The sequence below is a fragment of the Bradyrhizobium sp. SPXBL-04 genome, assembly GCF_051853035.1.
In the GTDB taxonomy this organism is placed as follows: Bacteria; Pseudomonadota; Alphaproteobacteria; order Rhizobiales; family Xanthobacteraceae; genus Bradyrhizobium; species Bradyrhizobium zhanjiangense.
On the sequence record NZ_CP182472.1, the window covers coordinates 7,346,202 to 7,360,414 of the forward strand.

The 14,213-nt window shown below is 64.4% G+C and carries 10 protein-coding genes; 7 read left to right on the forward strand and 3 right to left on the reverse strand.

Annotated features, from left to right (window positions below; translation table 11 throughout):
- Positions 1-44 precede the first annotated feature (44 nt).
- A complete protein-coding gene (locus ACNJX8_RS35075; RefSeq protein WP_439358420.1) occupies positions 45-212 on the reverse strand; it encodes a hypothetical protein in 168 nt (55 codons plus the stop codon).
- A gap of 320 nt (positions 213-532) precedes the next feature.
- Between ACNJX8_RS35075 and ACNJX8_RS35080 the strand changes: the two genes are divergently transcribed.
- Genes ACNJX8_RS35080 through ACNJX8_RS35105 form a run of 6 tightly spaced genes read left to right on the forward strand, consistent with a single transcriptional unit; the run spans position 533 to position 8,056 of the window.
- Positions 533-3,382, forward strand: coding sequence for a bifunctional transaldolase/phosoglucose isomerase (locus ACNJX8_RS35080; RefSeq protein ID WP_439358422.1), 2,850 nt, complete (start codon positions 533-535; stop codon positions 3,380-3,382).
- Positions 3,383-3,395: 13 nt separating this feature from the next.
- Entirely contained in the window at positions 3,396-4,394 is a 999-nt protein-coding gene (gene gnd, locus ACNJX8_RS35085) for a phosphogluconate dehydrogenase (NAD(+)-dependent, decarboxylating) (RefSeq protein ID WP_439358424.1), read from the forward strand.
- Positions 4,395-4,421: 27 nt separating this feature from the next.
- Positions 4,422-5,933, forward strand: coding sequence for a glucose-6-phosphate dehydrogenase (gene zwf, locus ACNJX8_RS35090; RefSeq protein WP_439358426.1), 1,512 nt, complete (start codon positions 4,422-4,424; stop codon positions 5,931-5,933).
- A complete protein-coding gene (gene pgl / locus ACNJX8_RS35095; RefSeq protein ID WP_439358428.1) occupies positions 5,930-6,679 on the forward strand; it encodes a 6-phosphogluconolactonase in 750 nt (249 codons plus the stop codon). Before zwf ends, pgl begins: the two co-directional genes overlap by 4 nt.
- Entirely contained in the window at positions 6,666-7,196 is a 531-nt protein-coding gene (locus ACNJX8_RS35100; protein WP_439358430.1) for a gluconokinase, read from the forward strand. The genes pgl and ACNJX8_RS35100 overlap by 14 nt, the downstream gene beginning before the upstream one ends.
- Positions 7,197-7,243: 47 nt before the next feature.
- Positions 7,244-8,056 carry an HAD family hydrolase gene (locus tag ACNJX8_RS35105; RefSeq protein ID WP_439358431.1) on the forward strand — a complete coding sequence of 271 codons (813 nt, stop codon included), beginning with the start codon at positions 7,244-7,246 and terminating at the stop codon, positions 8,054-8,056.
- A 205-nt stretch (positions 8,057-8,261) separates the two neighbouring features.
- Here the strand turns inward: ACNJX8_RS35105 and ACNJX8_RS35110 are convergent, their stop codons facing one another.
- Positions 8,262-10,061: a glycoside hydrolase family 15 protein gene (locus ACNJX8_RS35110; protein WP_439358433.1), complete on the reverse strand. Its 1,800-nt coding sequence runs from the start codon at positions 10,059-10,061 to the stop codon at positions 8,262-8,264.
- Between the two features lie 30 nt (positions 10,062-10,091).
- Positions 10,092-12,053, reverse strand: a complete 1,962-nt coding sequence (malQ, locus tag ACNJX8_RS35115; protein ID WP_439358434.1) for a 4-alpha-glucanotransferase — start codon at positions 12,051-12,053, stop codon at positions 10,092-10,094.
- 204 nt (positions 12,054-12,257) lie between these two features.
- Between malQ and ACNJX8_RS35120 the strand changes: the two genes are divergently transcribed.
- Positions 12,258-14,204 carry a maltotransferase domain-containing protein gene (locus ACNJX8_RS35120; protein WP_439358436.1) on the forward strand — a complete coding sequence of 649 codons (1,947 nt, stop codon included), beginning with the start codon at positions 12,258-12,260 and terminating at the stop codon, positions 14,202-14,204.
- Positions 14,205-14,213: the final 9 nt, after the last annotated feature.

Below are 14,213 nucleotides of genomic sequence, written 5' to 3' on the forward strand. Positions count from 1 at the left end.
CAGTGCGTGGACCGTCGGCTGCGTGCACCGTCGCGGCAAGCGCATCAGTGTACCAAAATCGGCCGCAAGCCCGGCGTCGGCGTCAGCACGATCATCTTGTGGTCGCGACATTCTTCAGCAGAGATCTCTGCAATCAAATCCGACGGCAGAAATTCATTGCCGATGCGGAGCACTGTCAGTGACAGCGAGCACCCACCATGATGTGCGTGCATGCTTCCCCCCGCATGGCCGTTCGCGACAAATCCACCGACGCCCCGGAATCTGTCGATCGCACGCCACACAACCCCTGACCGGCGAGACGTAGCCGGCTGACGTTACGCAACGAAACCGCCGGCCGAGTCTTCCCGGCCAACGCCCTTTACGCAACACACCTACGGCCCCTGGATCGCCATGATCGCGACGGAGTTACACCCGAGGGTATGACGCTTATCCTCTTGATTGGTTCCCTCCCGGGAGCATGTAGGCTAGAGGATAGCGCGTCAGGACCGGCGCGGAACCCCCTCGCCCGCAGGCTTGGAGATAAATAAACATCATGAATCCCGTCAAAGAACTGGAAAAGCACGGACAAGCCGTCTGGCTGGACTTCTTGGCCCGTGGCTTCATCGCCAAGGGCGACCTGAAGGGACTGATCGACACCGACGGCGTCAAGGGCGTCACCTCCAATCCCTCGATTTTCGAGAAGGCGATCGGCAGCTCGGACGAATATGACGCCTCGATCGGCAAGGCGCTGAAGCGCGGCGACCGGGCCGTGGCCGACCTGTTCGAGGCCGTCGCGGTCGAGGACATCCAGAACGCCGCCGACGTGCTGCGCCCGGTCTACGACCGGCTCGAGGGAGGCGACGGCTATGTCAGCCTGGAGGTCTCGCCCTATCTGGCGATGGATACGGCCGGCACGGTCGCCGAGGCGCGACGGCTCTGGAAGGACGTCGATCGCAAGAACCTGATGGTGAAGGTACCTGCGACGCCGGAGGGCCTGCCGGCGATCGAACAGCTCATTGGCGACGGGATCAGCATCAACATCACGCTGCTGTTCTCCAAGGAGGTCTATCTTGATGTCGCCGAGGCCTACCTCGCCGGTCTGGAAAAATACGTCGCGGGCGGCGGCGATCCGTCGCATGTGACGAGCGTCGCGAGCTTCTTCGTCAGCCGGATCGACACCTTGGTCGACAAGCAGCTCGACGAGAAGATCGCCCGCGCCAACGACCCCAGCGAAAAGGAGCGCCTCGCAGCGCTGAAGGGCAAGGTCGCGATCGCCAATGCCAAGCTCGCCTATCAGGACTACAAGCGCCTGTTCTCCGGCCCGCGCTGGGAGAAGCTCGCCGCCAAGGGCGCCAAGCCGCAGCGCATGCTGTGGGCGTCCACCGGCACCAAGAACAAGGACTACAGCGACGTCCTCTATGTCGAGGAGCTGATCGGCCCCGACACCATCAACACGATGCCGCCGGCGACGCTGGAGGCGTTCCGCGACCATGGCAAGCTGCGCGACACCCTGGAGGAGAATGTCGACGACGCAAGGCGCGTGCTGGAGGAGCTGGAACGCTCCGGCATCTCGCTCGATGCGATCACCGAGGAACTCGTCAAGGACGGCGTCAAGCTGTTCGCCGACGCCGCCGACAAGCTCTATGGCGCCGTCGCCCATAAGCGCGCCGTGGTACTCGGGCCCGCGCTCGACCGCCAGCTTCTCTCGCTCGGTGATGGGCTCGGCAAGGCCGTGGCCAAGAGCACCGAGGAATGGCGCGCATCCGCCAAGATCCGCAGGCTATGGCAGCGCGACAAGTCGGTCTGGACCGGCACCGATGAGGACAAATGGCTCGGCTGGCTCGACAGCGTGGCCAAGGCCGATATCGCCGACTACGAGGACTATGCGGGCCGCGTGAAGGGCCAGAAATTCTCGGACGCCGTCGTGCTCGGCATGGGCGGATCGAGCCTCGGGCCGGAGGTGCTGGCCGAGACCTTTGGGAAAAAGCCCGGCTTCCCGAAACTGCATGTGCTGGATTCCACCGATCCGGCGGAAGTGCGGGCGATGGAGGCGAAGATCGACATCGCCAACACCGTCTTCATCGTCTCCAGCAAGTCCGGCGGCACCACCGAGCCGAACGCGATGAAGGACTATTTCCATGAGCAGGTTGCCAAGGCGGTCGGGCCGAAGGTGAAGACCGGCCATCGCTTCATCGCGGTCACCGATCCCGGCTCGTCGCTGGAGAAGGCGGCGAAGAAACTGAACTACGCCCGCATCTTCCATGGCGAGCCCACGATCGGCGGCCGCTATTCGGTGCTCTCGCCGTTCGGCCTGGTGCCGGCGGCAACCGCGGGCATCGACGTCAAGACCTTCGTCAAGCATACGCTCGCGATGGCCCGCTCCTGCGGGCCGGACGTGCCGCCATCCGAGAACCCGGGCGTGCAGCTCGGCCTTGCCATGGGCCTCGCCGGCCTCGAAGGCCGTGACAAGGTGACGATCCTGTCATCGAAGAAGATCGCCGATTTCGGCGCCTGGGCCGAGCAGCTCATCGCGGAATCGACCGGCAAGGAGGGCAAGGGCCTGATCCCGATCGAAGGCGAGCCGCTGGGCGAACCCGCGATTTACGGCAACGACCGGTTCTTCATCGACATCCGCATCGACGGCGAGGCGGACGCGGCCCATGATTCCAAGCTTGCCGCGATCGAGGCGGCCGGCCATCCCGTGGCGCGCATCGTCATGAAGTCGATCGACCATCTCGGCCAGGAGTTCTTCCGCTTCGAGATGGCGACGGCCGTGGCCGGCAGTATTCTCGGCATCAACCCGTTCGACCAGCCGGACGTGGAAGCGGCCAAGATCAAGACCCGCGAGCTCACTTCAGAGTTCGAGAAGACCGGCGCGCTGCCGGCCGAGGAGCCGGTGGTCAGCACCGATGAAGCCGATCTCTACACCGATGAGGCTAACGCCACGGCGCTGCGTGCCGCCGGCGCCAATGGCGATCTCTCCTCCTGGCTGAAGGCGCATCTGTCGCGCTCGGGCCATGGCGATTATGTCGCCCTGCTCGGCTACATCGCGCGGGACAAGGCGACCATCGACGCACTCCAGGCCATGCGGCTCGAAGTGCGCGAGAAGCGGCATGTCGCGACCTGCGCCGAGTTCGGACCGCGCTTCCTGCACTCCACCGGTCAGGCCTACAAGGGCGGACCGGACAGCGGCGTGTTCCTCCAGATCACGGCAGACGATGCCAAGGATCTACCGGTGCCGGGCCAGAAGGCGAGTTTTGGTGTGATCAAGGCAGCCCAGGCGCGCGGCGATTTCGACGTGCTTACCGAACGCGGCCGGCGCGCGCTGCGCGTCCACCTCAAGGGCGGGCTCAAGAAAGGTCTCGTGGCGCTCAATGCGGCGCTTAACGATGCACTGAACTAAAGGAAGCTCTCACATGCAACTCGGCATGATCGGCCTCGGTCGGATGGGCGGCAACATCGTTCGCCGCCTGATGCGTCACGGCCATTCGACCGTGGTCTACGACAAGGACGCCAAGGCCGTCGCCGGCCTGGCCGCAGACGGCGCAGTCGGCGCCGCGACGCTCGAGGAATTCATCTCGAAACTGGAGCGGCCGCGTACGGCCTGGGTGATGCTGCCGGCGGGGCGGATCACCGAGACCACGATCGAGACGATCGCGGGCGTGATGCAGGCTGGCGACGTCATCATCGACGGCGGCAACACCTTCTGGCAGGACGACGTCCGCCGCGGCAAGGCGCTGAAGGAGCGCGGCATCCACTATGTCGACGTCGGCACGTCAGGCGGCGTCTGGGGGCTCGACCGCGGCTATTGCATGATGATCGGCGGCGAGAAACCGGTGGTCGACCGGCTCGATCCGATCTTCGCCGCGCTCGCGCCCGGTGCCGGCGACATTCCGCGCACGCCGGGGCGCGATGGCCGCGATCCCCGGATCGAGCTGGGCTACATCCATGCAGGCCCCGTCGGGGCCGGCCATTTCGTCAAGATGATCCATAACGGCATCGAATACGGCCTGATGCAGGCCTATGCCGAAGGTTTTGACATCCTCAAAAACGCCAATATCGAGGCGCTGCCGGCGGACCATCGCTACGATTTCGATCTCGCCGACATTGCCGAGGTGTGGCGGCGCGGCAGCGTGATCCCGTCCTGGCTGCTCGACCTCACCTCGACGGCGCTCGCCGACAGCCCGGCATTGTCGGAATATTCCGGTTTCGTCGAGGATTCCGGCGAAGGACGCTGGACCGTGAATGCGGCGATCGACGAGGCGGTGCCCGCCGAGGTCCTGACCGCGGCACTCTACACACGTTTCCGTTCCCGCAAGGAACACACCTTTGCCGAGAAAATTCTCTCCGCGATGCGCGCAGGGTTCGGCGGCCACAAGGAGCCGAAGCAGCCCGGCGCGCCGAAGCCGAAGTAAAACCTACTCAAGCGAAGGCCACAATTCGTGACAAAAGACCAGCAGCCAAAGCGCAGGCCGGAAAATTGCGCCTTCGTCATCTTTGGCGTGACCGGCGACCTGACCCATCGGCTGGTGATGCCATCGCTCTACAATCTCGCCGCCGAAGACCTTTTGCCGGAGAAATTCTGCGTCGTCGGCGTCGGCCGCAAGGCTCAGTCGGATGGCGAGCTGCGCGACAGCCTGATGAAGGGCCTGCGCGAGTTTGCAACCCGCCCGGTCGACGACGACGTCGCAAAACAGCTGCTGCAATGCGTGACCTTCGTCGAGGCCGATGCGAAGGATCCGCCCTCCTTCGATCGCTTGGGCGAGCATCTGGATTCGCTGGAATGCGCGCGAGGCACCGGCGGCAACCGGCTGTTCTACCTCGCGACCCCGCCCGCGGCTTTCGCGCCGACCGCGCGCGAGCTAGGACGCACCGGCTTGACGAAGCAGAACGGCGCCTGGCGGCGGCTGGTGATCGAGAAGCCGTTCGGCACGGACCTCGCCTCGGCGCGCGCGCTGAATGCCGAGCTGCTGAAGATCATGGACGAGCACCAGATCTATCGGATCGATCATTATCTCGGCAAGGAAACGGTGCAGAACATCCTGGTTCTGCGCTTCGCCAACGGCATGTTCGAGCCGATCTGGAATCGCAACCATATCGACCACGTCCAGATCACGGTGGAGGAGAAGCTCGGCGTCGGCCACCGCGGGGGCTTCTACGATGCCACTGGTGCGCTTCGCGACATGGTGCCGAACCATCTGTTCCAGCTGATGTCGCTGGTCGCGATGGAGCCGCCGAGCCGTTTCGACGCGCATTCGGTCCGCTCCGAGAAGGCCGAAGTGCTCACCGCGATCCAGCGGCCGAGCGAAGAAGAAGCGCTGAGGAGCTCGGTGCGCGCGCAGTATCTCGCGGGCCGCATCGGCGACGAGGAGATTCCGGACTATCGCACCACGGCGGACGTCAAGCCCGACAGCACCACCGAAACCTTTGTCGCGCTGAAGCTGATGATCGACAATTGGCGCTGGGCCGGCGTGCCCTTCTATTTGCGCACCGGCAAGGCGCTGGGCCACAAGCGCACGGAGGTCGCGATCAAGTTCAAGCAGGCGCCGCTGTCGATGTTCTCAGGCACGACAGTCGACCGCCTGTCGCAGAACTTCCTCACCATCGGCATCGCGCCGACCGAGACCATCGAGCTCCAGTTCAACGCCAAGATCCCGGGACCGAGCGTCACCATTGACGGCGTCGAAATGAAGTTCCGCTATGGTGACTATTTCCGCGCCGATCCCTCGACCGGCTACGAGACGCTGCTCTACGACTGCATGATCGGCGACAACATCCTGTTCCAGCGCGCCGACGGTATCGAGGCCGGATGGCAGGCGGTGCAGCCGTTCCTGGACGCCTGGAAAAGTGCGGGCACCAACGGCATCGAGACCTATCAAGCCGGCAGCGACGGCCCGGCCTGCGCGGACGAGCTGCTCCGGCGCGACGGACGAAGCTGGCGGAAGTACTCGTGATGGCGGCCGAGCAGCCGAAGCTGATCGTCGCGGCCGACGCCGAGGCGCTGGCGCAGACCGCGGCCGAACGGGTGATGGCGCGGATCGCCGCCAACCCCTCGCGCATCGCAATCTGCCTCACCGGCGGCTCCAGCCCGAAGAAGCTCTATCAATTGCTCGGCAGCGATGCCTGGTGTGAAAAAATTCCGTGGGAGCGCGTGCACTGGTTCATCGGCGACGAGCGTTTCGTGCCGGAAAGCGATCCCCTCAACAACATGGCAGTGGCCCGCGCGACATTTCTTGATCGCAGTGCCCCCTCAGGCCATATCCACCCGATCCCGACCACGACCGAAAATCCCGATCGCGCCGCCGAGGCCTATGCGCGCGAGCTGCAAGCCTTCTACGGCGCTGACCGGCTCAATTCGGTGCGGCCGCTGTTCGACATGGTCCTGATGGGCGCGGGGCCGGACGGCCACACCGCCTCACTGTTTCCCGGCTATCCCGAAATCGAGGAGACCGAACGCTGGGTCATCGGGGTGCCCAACGCCAATGTCGCGCCTTTCGTGCCGCGGGTCTCGCTCACCTTGCCCGTTCTGGCATCCTGCCGCGAAATGCTGTTCGAGATTGCCGGGCACGACAAGCAGGCGATCTTGACGCGCCTCCTCAATGGCGAGACTCTGCCGGCGTTACGCGCGCGCTCGAATGGTGAGACTGTCTGGCTGGTCGACCAGGCCGCGCTTCCGGAGGGAATTCGTGGCGGGCGTTGAAGCACCTTGTGCATTGATCGTGATGGGCGTGTCTGGCTCGGGCAAGAGCACGATCGCGGAAGCGCTCGGCCAGCGCCTTGGCTGGCGCTTCGAGGACGGCGACAGCTTTCATCCCGCCAGCAATGTCGAGAAGATGAAGGCGGGCCATCCGCTCACCGACGAAGACCGCTGGCCCTGGCTCAACGCCATCGCCGACGAGATCGCACGGGTCTGCGGGCGAGGCGAGCACGTCATCATCGCCTGCTCGGCGCTGAAACACGCCTATCGTGACGTGCTGCTGCGTGGTCGCGACGACGTCCGCTTCGTCTTCCTGAAGGGCACCAAGGAGCTGATCGCCGAGCGGCTCGCGCACCGCAAGGGTCATTTCATGCCGCCCGAGCTGCTGACCAGCCAGTTCAACACGCTGGAGCCGCCGGAAGCCGGCGAGCACGCCATCACCGTCTCGATCGACGAATCCGTCGAGGCGATCGTGGACGGCGTGGTGCGGCAATTGAGGTTGAGTGGGGCCAGGCGCTGAGGCCAGGAAGCTGAACCTTCAAGAAACCTGAACCTTAAGGTCATGCCATGACGAAGATCTCACTGATCGTCTCCGACGTCGACGGCACGCTGCTGACCAAGGACAAGACGCTGACGGAGCGTGCGAGGTCTGCCGTGCAGCGGCTGCACCAGGCGGGTATCGGCTTCACCATCACCTCCAGCCGGCCCGCGATCGGCATGCGCTTCCTGATCGAGCCGCTGGCGCTCTGGCTGCCAGTCGGGCCGTTCAACGGCTCCTCGATCGTCGATCCCGAGATGAGGCCGGTCGAGCAGCACCTCATCCCAGCCGGCGTGGCCGAGCGGTCGTTGCGAATCCTGCGCGAATTCGGCGCAGACGCGTGGCTCTTCACCACCGACAAATGGCTGATCGACAATCCCGAGGGCAGCTATGTCGCGCATGAGCAGCGCACGATCCGCGCCGATCCGACCATCGTGACGGATTTTTCGCCGTACCTTGCGAGCGCCTGCAAGATCGTCGGCGCCAGTGCCGATGCCGTCGGCCTCGAGCGTTGCGAGAAGGCGATGCAGGAGGCGCTCGGCAGCGAGGCCACCGCGGTGCGCTCGCAAACCTACTATCTCGATATCACCCCGCCCGGATTCAACAAGGGCACCTTCGTTCAGGCCATTGCCAAGCGCGTGGGCATTACGACCGAGGCCGTCGCGACCATCGGCGACATGCAGAACGACCTCGCGATGTTCCGCGTCAGCGGCGTCTCGATTGCCATGGGCAATGCCACCGACAACGTCAAGGACCACGCCACCCACGTCACCGCGACCAACGAGCAGGATGGTTTTGCCGAGGCGATGGAGATGATATTGAAGCTGAATGGGGTTGGTTAAGGGGGCCTGCCGCTCGTTCAACTCTCCCGCTTGCGGGAGAGGTCGCCGCGTAGCGGCGGGTGAGGGCTTTCTCCTCTTGGGGATTGTCCCATTGTGGAGGCACCCTCTCCCCAACCCTCTCCCGCAAGCGGGAGAGGGGGCGCACCTCCGCCCTGACAGCGATCAAGCCGCATTTCATCGCACTTGGCACTGTTACGCGCTCACCTTACTGCGACCGCTGCACGGCCGGCTTCTCGCTCTCCCGCCTGGCCGCCGACAGATTATGCGCGGTGTTGATCAGCGCGATGTGGGTCAGCGCCTGCGGGAAGTTGCCGGTCTGGCGCCGCGCCACGGAATCGTATTCCTCCGCCAGCAGCCCGACATCGTTCGCGATGCCCACCACGCGATCGAACAAGACTTGCGCCTTTTCGAGATTGCCCGACAGCACATGGGCATCGGCCAGCCACAGCGTGCATGCCAGGAACGCGCCTTCGAGCGGCGGCTGACCAGCAGGCAGCTCGCGCGGATCGTGCCGCAGCACGAAGCCATCGCGCATCAGGGATTTCTCGACAGCAGCGATGGTGCCGCAGATGCGCGGATCGGCCGCCGGCAGGAAGCCGACCGCCGGCAGCAGTAGCACGCTGGCATCGAGCAGCTTCGTGCCGTAGGACTCGACGAACGTGTTTTGGTCGGCGTCGAAACCGTTGTTGCAGACGTCGCGATGAATGGCCTCGCGCAAGGCCTGCCAGTGCAGCACCGGCGCCTTGAAGCCAAATGTCTCCGCACTCTTGATGCCGCGATCGAAGGCGACCCAGGTCATGACTTTGGAGAAGACGTAGTGTTTGGGCTGGCCGCGGCGCTCCCAGATGCCGTGATCGGGCCGGTCCCAGACCTCGGCGAGATGATTGAGCACTGCGCATTCCAGCGCCCAGCTCTGCTCGTCGAGCTTGAGCTTGACCATGCGCGACTGGTGGAAAACGTCAATCAGCTCGCCATAGACGTCGAGCTGAAGCTGCGCATGCGCGGCATTGCCGACGCGCACCGGCCGGGCGCCCTCATAGCCGTCGAGCCAGCCCGCCTCCCATTCCAAGAGTCGCCGATGGCCCCAGATGCCGTACATGATCTGCATGTTCGAGGGCGAGCCGGCGGCGGCGCGCAAGAGCCAATTGTGCCAGGCCAAGGCTTCGTCGGTATAGCCCGAGTTCATCAGCGCAAGCAGCGTGAAGGTGGCATCGCGCAGCCAGCAGAAGCGATAATCCCAGTTCCTGCTGCCCCCAAGCTTTTCCGGCAATGAGGTGGTGGGTGCCGCCACGATGCCGCCGGTCGGGGCGAAGGTCAGCGCTTTCAGCGTGATCAGCGAGCGTACGATGAGATCGTGATAGCCGCCGTCGCGGGTGCAATGGCTGCACCAGTCGTGCCAGAATCTTTCGGTCTCCTGTAGCGCGATCTCCGGGTCGATTGGCGCCGGCGGCTCGATATGCGAGGGCCCGTAGGTCAGCACGAAGGGTATGGTCTGGCCGGCCGTCACCTCGAAGTCGGAAACCGTGGTCAGATCCTCGCCGCGGGTCTCGACAGGCGTGCGCAGCACAATCATGTCCGGGCCGGCGATTGCCATCAGAGAATGGTCGATCCGCCGCACCCAGGGAATATCGGCGCCGAAGCCGAACCGGATGACGAGCTGCATCCGCATCTTCACCGCGCCGCTGATACCGCGGACCAGCCTCACGATGTCGGATGCCTTGCCGCGTGGCGGCATGAAGTCGATCAGCGCGACGGTGCCGCTCTTCGTCTCGATGCGGGTTTCGAGGATGAGTGAATGACCAAGATAACGGCGCGACGTAGCCGTGACATCCTCGCTGGGTGCGATCAGCCAGCGGCCATTCTTGTGCGTGCCGAGGATCGCGGCAAAGCAGGCGTCGGAATCGAAGGCCGGCCAGCACAGCCAATCGATCGAGCCGTTGCGCCCGACCAGCGCCGCGGTCTCGCAGTCGCCTATCAGCGCATAGTCCTCGATCCTCTGAGACAATGTCGTTCGAGCCTGAGAAACCCCGGCTGTTCAACTCCCGCCGGTCAATGAACGTTCCCGTGTCGCGGCCTTCAAAGCCGCGAGATCGACCTTGGAGGCGATCTTGTCGAGTGTAACAGGAAGCCGCTGGCGCCAGTTCGGATGCTCGTCGATCGTGCCGGGGATGTTGGGCTGATCGATCACGCCGAGCAGATCCTCCAGCGAGACCGCGAGCAGCCGCGACGGCGTGCGCGACAGGAAGGCGAGTACGGAATAGAGATCGTTGGCGTTGATGCCGTTCTGGCGCAAAACCTCGTCGAGCCTGCCGAGCGCGTCCCAGCGCGCCTGCTCGCTTTCGCCGGGATCGATCCCGAGCGAAAGCTTCATCTTGAGGTCGCTGAAGGAGCGCCAGCCGGCATAGGTCGACAGGTCGTGCGTATTCAGCGTGACGAGTGCGTTGGGCCGGTAGTGGTCGACATTGCGGAAGTGGCCGGCATCGTCCCGCTCGAACATCATGACGAGGTAGGACCAGATGCCGAAATCCTGCATGGTCTCGCGGAAGCCTTCCGGCACGGTGCCGAGGTCCTCGCCGATCACGATGCATTTATGAGCCGCACTCTCGCACGCCACCGCCGCCAGCAGCGCCTCGAACGGCATCTGCACATAGGCACCGTTGTCGGGCTTGAAACCGCGCGGCACCAGATAAAGCCGTTTCAAGCCGAGCACGTGATCGAGCCTGATGGCACCTGCATGGCGCATCGAGGCCGCGAGCATGTCGGCGAACGGCACGAAGGATTGGGCCTCCAGGCCGCCGGCGTTGAAGCCGGCGAGGCCCCAGTCCTGGCCGACGGTATTGAGCACATCGGGCGGCGCGCCGACGGCGAGATGGCGCGAAATCGCCATCTGCTCGTTCCAGGCATCGAAGCCGTTGGATTGCACGCCGACGGCAACGTCGAGATAGAGCCCGACCGGCATGCCGAGCTGGCTGGCCAGCTCCTTGGCCGCATGCAACTGGCTGTCAGCCGTCCATTGCACGAATTCGACGAACTCGACATCGCGCTTGTCGGACCCATTGCGCAGCGCAGCGCATGCAGCATCGTCGGGCTTTTGCCATTCCACCGGCCATTCCCACCATGGCGCGGTGAAACGATGGCGCAGCACTTCGAAGCAGGCAAAGCGGGACAACAGCGGACCGCGGGCGGCGCGGAAGGCGTCAAACTCCCGGCGGCGTGCTTCGCTCGCGCTCGTCACGAAACTGTTGAAGGCAGCGCGCAGGCCCAGCCATTTCAACGCCGCCATGTCCGCGTATGGCACACGATCGCCCTCGCGCAGCCGTGCTGCGGTCGCGGCGGCATCCGGCACGAGGTCGGGCGCAAATTCCGGGATCGCTGCGACGTCGATATAGAGCGGATTGAGAAACAGCCGGCTGTTCGGCGAATAGGGGCTGCAATCGGCGGGGTGGTCATCGAACAGCACATGCAACGGATTGAGCCCAACGCCGTCGGCCCCCAATTGCTTGGCGAGCCGGACGAGATCGGCCAGGTCCGTGAAGTCACCGATACCCCAATTGCGGTTGGAGCGGACGCTGTAGAGCTGCACGGCAAGCAACCAGCCGCGGTCGAAATCGCCGCCGAAGGCGCGCTCGGGCGCCACGATCATCGGCACCTCTTCCGTCACACCTTCGGCATCGGTCAGCGTCAAACGGTGATAGCCGAGCGGCAGGCCGGCCGGCCAGGCGATCACGGGCTCGCGCGTCTCGCCTTGCGCGATCGATTTGCCGTTTGCGGCCAATTTCCATTGCAGCGGTGGCGCACCGATGGCCGCCAATTCCGTCCGCGGATGCCCCAAGGCGCGCACCACGACCGGCCCGCCAACGAAGCGGTAAACCCGCTTCTCGGGCAGGGCGTCGAGGATGGATTTGAGGGCCACGGGGTCGGTGACCCGCAGCTTGCCCAGGGCATCGATGAATTCGGACTGGACGCCCTTGATCCGGGCTTGAGTTATGAGATCCATTCGGCACGCAGCTTGCAGGCCACCCTTTTGCCGGGGGCATCGATTTAACGAGGCAGCGAAAGACGTTAGTCGGGCTTAACTCACAAACCGCGCCTGCCGTTCCCCGCCGGAACTAATGACACACAAGCGGCTTTTTATATAGGTATCAAGCGTAGGTTCCCGACAAGGGAAACGGGCCCCTGCTTTCTTGTCAATGGCATCACCGTGAACAAGACAATTCAAACTGTCGAAAGTGCCGCCGCCGGCAGCGCTTTCCTCATCGAAGACGTCTATCCCTTGATCGATGGCGGCCGCTTCGCCGTGAAGCGGATCGCGGGCGACCGGGTCGAGGTCTGGGCCGACATCTATCGCGACGGCGATGCCGTGATCGGCGCCGCGCTGCTGTGGCGCCGCGAGCAGGACCGCGAATGGCAGCGTGAGCCGATGAGCCATCATGGCAATGACCGCTGGTCGGGCGCCTTCGTCCCGACCACGGCCGGTCAATACATCTACGCCATCGAAGCCTGGACCGACGAGTTCGCCACCTGGTCCCACGGCGTCGCGCGCAAACAACGCGCCGGTGCGGACGTCACTCTCGACGCGATCGAGGGCGCCGGCCTCTTGACCAAGGCGCATGGCGCACGGCAAGACGCAGCAGTGGTCATCATCAGGCAATGCGAGGACTATCTGCAGAGCGGCGAGGTCGGCCCGCTGCTCGCAACCGAGCTCGGCGAAGCCATGGCCGAGAGCCAGTCGCGGCCCGACCTCACTCGCTCGGCCCTCTTTCCGCTGATCATCGACCGCGACAAGGCGCGCTTTGGCGCCTGGTACCAGATGATGCCGCGCAGCCAGAGCCGGATCCCTGGCCAGCACGGCACGCTTCGCGACTGCATCGCCCGCGTGCCCGAGATCGCCGCGATGGGTTTTGACGTGCTCTACTTCACGCCGATCCACCCGATCGGCCACACCCGCCGCAAGGGCCGCAACAATGCGCAGGTGGCGAGTGCAGGCGATCCCGGCTCGCCCTATGCGATCGGCACGACGGAAGGCGGCCACGATGCGCTGCATCCCGAGCTCGGCACGATCGAGGATTTCCGCGCATTGGTTGCGACCTGCCTGGAATACGGCGTCGAGCTCGCGCTCGACTTCGCCGTGCAATGCTCGCCGGACCATCCCTGGCTGACGCAGCATCCGGAATGGTTCAAGTGGCGGCCGGATCGCTCGGTACGGACGGCGGATGGCCCCTATTCGGACATCGTCATCCCAGATTTCAACTCCGTAGACAGGCCTGGACTGTGGAACGCGTTTCGTGATGCCATGCTGTTCTGGATCGACCATGGCGTGACCATCTTCGCCATCGACAATCACGACACCGCGCCGCTTCCGTTCTGGGAATGGCTGATCCGCGACATCCGCCGCCGCCATCCCGAGGTGATCCTGTTCTCCAAGACCTTTGCGCGGCCGAAGCTGATGAAGGGCCTCGCCAAGCTCGGCTTTGCGCAGTCCTTCACCCATTTCCCCTGGCGCACCTCGCGGTGGGAGCTGGAGCAATATCTCGGCGAGCTGACGCGTTATCCCGAACGCGACTTCTATCGACCGAACCTGTTCGTCAACACAGCGGACCTGCTGCCCTATCACCTCCAGAGCGGCGAAGCCTGGGCGTTCAAGTCGCGCCTCGCGCTGGCCGCGACGCTGTCGGGCAATTACGGCATCTTTGGCGGATTCGAGCTCTTGGAGCACGAGGCGATTCCCGGCCGCGAAGAATATCTGGATTCCGAAAAATACCAGATCAAGCAGCGCGACTGGGACAGGCCCGGCAACATCAAGCCCTACATCACCGCGCTCAATCGTGTCCGCAACGAGAATGCGGCGCTTCAGCAGACGGCCAATTTGCGCTTCCTCGGCGTCGAGGATGGCGAATCCATTGCCTTCGCCAAGGAGGCAGCCAAGCCCGCCAACACCGTCATCGTCGTGATCGCGCTGTCGCGCCATGTGCGCGAATTCTGGCTGCCGCTCGGTGACGTCACCGTTGACGTCGGCGGGCAGCGACAACATGTGACGGCACTCGAAAACCTCCTCACCGGCGAACAGTCCCGCATCGAATGGGGCGGGGTCAGGCTGCGTATCGATCCCGAGCGCGATCCGGCGCTCTTGTTCCGCGGCCTGGCGTAAGGGTTCATG

What these genes read in the sequence shown, in the direction of transcription:
- ACNJX8_RS35105 (WP_439358431.1), top strand. Translation starts at nt 7,244, where the DNA reads ATGACGAAGATCTCACTGATCGTCTCCGACGTCGACGGCACGCTGCTG.
- ACNJX8_RS35075 (WP_439358420.1), bottom strand. Translation starts at nt 212, where the DNA reads ATGCACGCACATCATGGTGGGTGCTCGCTGTCACTGACAGTGCTCCGC.
- gnd (WP_439358424.1), top strand. Translation starts at nt 3,396, where the DNA reads ATGCAACTCGGCATGATCGGCCTCGGTCGGATGGGCGGCAACATCGTT.
- ACNJX8_RS35080 (WP_439358422.1), top strand. Translation starts at nt 533, where the DNA reads ATGAATCCCGTCAAAGAACTGGAAAAGCACGGACAAGCCGTCTGGCTG.
- malQ (WP_439358434.1), bottom strand. Translation starts at nt 12,053, where the DNA reads ATGGATCTCATAACTCAAGCCCGGATCAAGGGCGTCCAGTCCGAATTC.